Here is a 5,522-nt window from a genome sequence, read left to right on the forward strand (position 1 = left end):
GGAATGGGCCACGTCCATGCCGTAGCCGACCACGAAATAGTCGGGGCATTCGAACCCGACATAATCCGCCTGGATGTTGACGGCCCGCTTGAGCGGCTTCTCCAGGAGCACCGCGGTCGAGACCTTGGCCGCCCCGCGCGCCGCCAGCAGATCCTTGGCGAAGGCCAGCGTCCGGCCGGATTCGAGGATGTCGTCGACCAGCAGGACGTCGCGGCCGCGCACTTCGCTCTGCACGTCGCGCAGGATCTCGACCTGGCCCGAGGAGGTCGTACCCGCGCGATAGCTCGACAGATGGACGAACTCGACCTGGGGCGAGAGCCCGCTGCGGTGCATCGCGCGGATCAGGTCTGCCGCGAACATGAAGCTGCCCTTCAGGACGGCGACGACGAGCAGGTCCTTCGGGTTGCTGGCCGCGATGGCCTGCGCCATCTCCTCGTTGCGCCGCGCGATCGCCGCTTCGTCGTAGAGAACCCTGATGCGCCGTTCCGGCATGATGACTCCGTTTCGATAGCCCGCCGGCGCCACGCCTCCGGCGTTTAAGACGCGCCGAAGGCCGATGCAGGCGATTGTTCACGCATGCCGTCCGGTTGCTGGTTCAGCCCGGTCGGCAAAAACCCGTCCTAGCAGCCTCAATGCTTGCTGGCGAGATTGGCCGCGCTCTGAGCCGAGGTGAAGCGCACCCTGACCGATTGCCCCTGCTCGGGCGGGGAGGCCAGCCGCGCCCTGAAGCGGATGAGCTCCGCCGGCTCCAGGCTCGCGCGCGGCGGCTCCGTCGTCCAGGTGTAGAGCGTCGCGCCGCCGGCATCCTTCACCGCGACCTCGATCATCGGCACCGCCGTCTTGCTCCTGGCGACGTTGGTCACGTCGCCCTCGACGACCAGGAAGCGGTTCTGCCCGTCATCGACGACGCCGCTCTCGACCGAACTCAGGCTCAAGCCCCGGACATTGACGGGCATCCCGATCGTCTCGAACAGGCCCGCGAGCTGCGGGGCCGCGCGCACCGCCGCCTCGCGCTGCCACACGACGAGGCCGAGCAAGGCAAGGCCCGCAAGCGCAGCAGCGGCAGGCCGGCCGGCTCCGCCGCGGCGCAGGAACGCCTCCGGCGCCTTGCTTGGCTTGGCCGGGCGCTTGCCGCGGCGCTTGGGCGCGGCAGCCACGGGCGCCTCGACGGCGGGCTGCTCCTCCGGGCTGCCCTGAGCGCTTGTCTCGGCAGCGAGAGCGCTGATTTCGGCATCGATCGCGGCGGCGCGCTCCAGTTCCTCGGCGAGCAGCGCCTGGGTCTCGGCCTCGCTGGGCGGTTCGGGAAAGGCCGCGGGCTCGACATGCCATGACGTCTTGCAGCTGGCGCATCTGACCTTGCGCCCTTCCGGCCCCAGTTTGGCCGCGTCGAGTTCATATTGGCTCGCGCAGGATGGGCAGACGATCAGCATGGCCGCGAGCCAACTCCCTCAAGACGGTTGCCGCAAGCACCCCTGGCCTGCTGCGAGACGCCGCATGGCGCCTGCCGATGCGCGCCTGTCCATTGGCGCGATTTATGGTTAACGCACCGTGAAGAATCTTCGGGGCAGATTGGCCGCATCACGATCTTTCCGCGCGCCTCGGCTTGCGGTGTAGGATCGCAGACGGATTCGTTCAGCGAGGAAGACCGCTTGGTTCGGTTCGAGAATGTCGGCCTGCGATACGGCATGGGCCCGGAGGTGCTGAAGGACATCAACTTCAGCATCGAGCCGCGCTCGTTCCAGTATCTGACCGGTCCCTCCGGGGCCGGCAAGACGACGCTGATGCGCCTCATCCTGATGGCGCTGAAGCCGACGCGCGGGCTGGTCAACCTGTTCGGCCAGGACGTCTCGCGCCTCGAACCCGACACGTTGACCGCCTTTCGCCGCCGGATGGGCGTGGTCTTCCAGGATTTCCGCCTGCTCGACCACCTCACCGTCTACGAGAACGTCGCGCTGCCATTGCGCGTCCTCGGCAAGGAAGAGGCGAGCTACCGCGCCGAGGTCGTCGAATTGCTGCGCTGGGTCGGTCTCGGCGAACGCATGCATGCCGTGCCGCCGGTGCTCTCCGGCGGCGAGAAGCAGCGCGCCGCCATCGCACGCGCCCTGATCAGCCGGCCCGAGCTTCTGCTCGCCGACGAGCCGACCGGCAATGTCGACCCCGGCCTCGGCCGTCGCCTGCTGCGGCTCTTCATGGAGCTGCAATCGCTCGGGACTGCCGTCCTCATCGCGACCCACGACCTCAACCTGATGGAAATCTACGACGCGCCGCGTCTCGTGCTGGCCGACGGACATCTGCATGTCGACGCCTGAGACCAGCGACCGGGAACCCGGGCGGAAGGAACGCGGCCTGCCCGCCAATCTCCGGCGGGACCAGCCGCTCGTCCCCGTGGACAACGTCGCGGGCCGGGCGCTGATGGCGGTGATCGCGATCCTGACCTTCCTCGCCTCGCTCAGCGCGGGCGCCGCGGTGCTTGCCGCGCGCGCCTCCGACCAGTGGCGCGGCGCCATCTCCAACGAGATGACCATCCAGGTCCGTCCCGATTCGCATCGCAAGATCGACGACGACGTGGCGCGCGCCGTCATGCTCGCGAGCGGGCTGAAGGAGGTCGAGAGCGTCCGCGCCGTGCCGAAGGCCGAATCCGACAAGCTGCTCGAACCCTGGCTCGGGACGGGGCTCGATCTCGTCGAACTGCCGGTGCCGCGCCTGATCGTGCTGAAGCTGAGGACAGACGCGCCTCCCGATCTTGGCGGCTTCGGCACGACGCTGCGCCGTGAAATCCCGACCGCGACCCTCGACGACCACCGGCTCTGGGTCCGGCGCCTCTCCGCCATGGCGGGCACCATCATCGCCACGGGCTTCGCCATCGTCCTGCTCGTGCTGACGGCGGCTGCGCTGGCCGTCGCCTTCGCCACGCGCGGCGCCATGGCCGGCAGCCGCGACAGTGTGGAAGTCCTGCATTTCGTCGGCGCCAACGATGATTTCATCGCGCGGGAATTCCAGAGCCGTTTCATCCGGCTGGGCCTTCGCGGCGGGCTGTTCGGCGGCCTCGCCGCGATCGCCACGATCGGCGTGCTCGGCTTCCTCGCCTCGCGCTGGAGCGCGACGCCCGAGGCGGAGCAATTGCAGGCCCTCTTCGGCGCTTTCGAGATCGGCTGGACCGGCTATGGCGCCGTCATCCTCGTCGCTCTGGTCGTGGCCGTGATCGCCGGCCTGGTCTCGCGCTTCACTGTCCGGCGCCACCTGAGGATGCTCGCATGAGCATCGCTCCGGCCGTTCGGCGTCAACCAAGCCTTAACCCCTGCGGCAGGGCCGGACGCGAGCCCGCCGCCGTTATGCCCGATTGGCGCGCTAAGACGGCAGCGTCATGGCCATGATCGGCAGCACGAACGACCATCTCGCGATGGCCCAGTCCGATTCCGCGCCCCGGAGCGGCAAGCCCGCCCGGTCGACTTCGCTGCGCCGCATTCTCGGGCTGGCAGCGGCGGCCACCGCCGGCCTCGGCGTGCTGCTTTTCGGTATCGGCTATGTCCGCTTCGCCGCGATGATCGACGGGCGCGAACGGACGGATACCCCGCGCACCGACGCGATCGTCGTGGTCACCGGCGGCGCCCAGCGCGTCGGCGATGCCATCAGCCTGCTCGGGGCCGAGCGCGGGCAACGCCTGCTGATCAGCGGCGTCAACGAGAAGACCGGCCGCGAGGAACTCGCCAAGCTGAACCCGGCCTCGCGCGAACTCCTCTCCTGCTGCGTCGATCTCGACTATCGCGCCCGCAACACCATCGGCAATGCGATCGAGACCAGGCGCTGGGTGCGCCGGCACGGCTTCCGCTCGCTGCTCGTGGTGACCTCGAACTATCACATGCCCCGCACGCTCGCCGAATTCGGGCATGCGATGCCGGGTGTCCAGCTCGTCGCACATCCGGTCGTCACCGATCATATCGACGCCTCCGGCTGGTGGAACCGCTGGCCGGTCGTGAAGGTGCTGGTGCCGGAATATGCGAAATATCTTGTCGCGCGCCTGCGCAGCCTGGTCGAAACCGATCCGGAAACATCGCGCCTGTCGGTCATCATCGGCGGCCGCAAGCCGGTTTCGCCCAAGCCCGCCGACACGCTCGGCCCGGCCGCCGAGAAGCGCACGCGCCTCATGGGCCAGCATCGCCACGAAGGTTGATGCCACAATGATGCGCTTGACCGGGACGGCGTCTCGGGCTCATTGCGCGGTATGCTCGTCCTGCGCTCCCTCGCCTTCAATGTCCTGTTCTATGCCAATCTCGTCCTCTGGCTGATCTTCGCCGTCCTGCCTTCGCTGCTCCTGCCACGGCAGGTGCTGCTGGCGGTCGCGATCGGCTGGTCGCGCTCCTCGCTCTGGCTGATGCGCGTCGTCGCCGGCACGCGTTGCGAGATCACCGGGCTCGAGAACATCCCGCAGGGCGGGTTGATGGTCGGCGCCAAGCATCAATCCTTCCTGGAGACCTTCACGCTGGTCACGGTCTTCCGCAATCCGGTCTTCATCCTGAAGCGCGAACTGACCTGGATTCCGCTCTTCGGCTGGGCCCTCTCGAAGCTGCGGATGATCCCGGTCAATCGCGGCGCCCGCGCCCGCGCGCTCTCCGACGTCACGCGCCGCGCCAAGGTCGAGCTCGGCCAGAACGGCCGCCAGCTCCTGATCTTCCCGGAGGGCACCCGCCGCGCGCCGGGCGCTCCGCCGGCCTACAAGTTCGGCGCCGCCCATCTCTATGCCGAGCTCGGCGTGCCCTGCGTGCCGGTCGCCCTCAATACCGGGCTCTACTGGCCGCGCCGCAAGTTCCTGCGCCGCCCGGGCACCGTCCGCATCGCGATCCTGCCGCCGATCGCGCCCGGTCTCGACAAGGTCTCCTTCCAGGCGCTGCTGCAGGAGCGCATCGAGACTGTAAGCGACCAGCTTCTGGCCCAAGGGCGCGCCGAACTGGCCGCCCGCGGCATGGACCCGCTCGCCGGCTCCTGACAGGCCCTGACAGCAGCGACTCGCCCGAAGCGCGGTTTCGCCAGCCGCGGCGCTTGACTTATCCCCATGTCGTTCCCATTTTGTTCCTATCACAGGAGGAACGGACATGGCCGCTCTCGCCTATCGCTACACCCCCGATCTGTTCGACGAGGCGCCGGCCGCCCGCGAAATGCCCTTGCGCAGCACCACCGCGCTCAGCGAGCGCCGCTTCACGGCCTGGCGCGGCCGTTCGGGCCGGCGCTATGTCGCCTCGGTCTTCTCGGTCGACGACACGCATGCGCTGGGCTTCACCGACGCGGTGCTGCTCGCCATCTCCGCCGACCGGCGCGTTATCGCCGCCCGCGATTCCGGCCCCTTCGGCATCGAGGCGGCGCTCGGCCGCTGGCAGCGCGCGATCATGGCCGCCGGGGCCTGCGAGATCCATGTCCATCTTCTCGCCGAGGACGGGATGAGCCGCCGCGCCGCCTTGCTCGACCTGATGCCGGAAGCCAATCCGGAAGGCTGACGAGACCAGGCCGATATTCGACGGGACCTGAGC

Annotated in this window: 7 protein-coding genes; 5 read left to right on the forward strand and 2 right to left on the reverse strand. The window is 68.8% G+C overall.

The window, feature by feature from the left end; all coding sequences use genetic code 11:
- Together hpt and JHD80_RS26525 are read right to left on the reverse strand one after the other, a co-directional pair.
- Positions 1-492, reverse strand: a 492-nt coding sequence (hpt, locus tag JHD80_RS26520; protein WP_199093467.1) for a hypoxanthine phosphoribosyltransferase, incomplete at its 3' end; no start/stop codon positions are given.
- Positions 493-629: 137 nt separating this feature from the next.
- Positions 630-1,430, reverse strand: a complete 801-nt coding sequence (locus tag JHD80_RS26525; protein WP_199093477.1) for a DUF3426 domain-containing protein — start codon at positions 1,428-1,430, stop codon at positions 630-632.
- 219 nt (positions 1,431-1,649) lie between these two features.
- On the opposite strand from JHD80_RS26525, the gene ftsE reads away from it, so the two are divergent.
- The 5 genes from ftsE to JHD80_RS26550 all read left to right on the forward strand — a co-directional run bounded on the left by ftsE (position 1,650) and on the right by JHD80_RS26550 (position 5,489).
- A complete protein-coding gene (ftsE, locus tag JHD80_RS26530; protein ID WP_199093469.1) occupies positions 1,650-2,309 on the forward strand; it encodes a cell division ATP-binding protein FtsE in 660 nt (219 codons plus the stop codon).
- Positions 2,296-3,258: a cell division protein FtsX gene (locus JHD80_RS26535; RefSeq protein WP_199093471.1), complete on the forward strand. Its 963-nt coding sequence runs from the start codon at positions 2,296-2,298 to the stop codon at positions 3,256-3,258. The genes ftsE and JHD80_RS26535 overlap by 14 nt, the downstream gene beginning before the upstream one ends.
- 106 nt (positions 3,259-3,364) lie before the next feature.
- Positions 3,365-4,171: a YdcF family protein gene (locus JHD80_RS26540; RefSeq protein ID WP_248311798.1), complete on the forward strand. Its 807-nt coding sequence runs from the start codon at positions 3,365-3,367 to the stop codon at positions 4,169-4,171.
- Positions 4,172-4,222: 51 nt separating this feature from the next.
- Positions 4,223-4,984, forward strand: coding sequence for a lysophospholipid acyltransferase family protein (locus JHD80_RS26545; RefSeq protein ID WP_199093473.1), 762 nt, complete (start codon positions 4,223-4,225; stop codon positions 4,982-4,984).
- 106 nt (positions 4,985-5,090) lie between these two features.
- Positions 5,091-5,489, forward strand: coding sequence for a hypothetical protein (locus JHD80_RS26550; RefSeq protein ID WP_199093475.1), 399 nt, complete (start codon positions 5,091-5,093; stop codon positions 5,487-5,489).
- Positions 5,490-5,522: the final 33 nt, after the last annotated feature.

The organism is Allobosea sp. ASV33 (assembly GCF_016428755.1).
In the GTDB taxonomy this organism is placed as follows: Bacteria; Pseudomonadota; Alphaproteobacteria; order Rhizobiales; family Beijerinckiaceae; genus Allobosea.

Bases quoted from the DNA above. Each gene is read 5' to 3' on its own strand.
- JHD80_RS26525 (WP_199093477.1), bottom strand. From the start codon at position 1,430: ATGCTGATCGTCTGCCCATCCTGCGCGAGCCAATATGAACTCGACGCG.
- JHD80_RS26535 (WP_199093471.1), top strand. From the start codon at position 2,296: ATGTCGACGCCTGAGACCAGCGACCGGGAACCCGGGCGGAAGGAACGC.
- JHD80_RS26540 (WP_248311798.1), top strand. From the start codon at position 3,365: ATGGCCATGATCGGCAGCACGAACGACCATCTCGCGATGGCCCAGTCC.
- JHD80_RS26545 (WP_199093473.1), top strand. From the start codon at position 4,223: ATGCTCGTCCTGCGCTCCCTCGCCTTCAATGTCCTGTTCTATGCCAAT.
- JHD80_RS26550 (WP_199093475.1), top strand. From the start codon at position 5,091: ATGGCCGCTCTCGCCTATCGCTACACCCCCGATCTGTTCGACGAGGCG.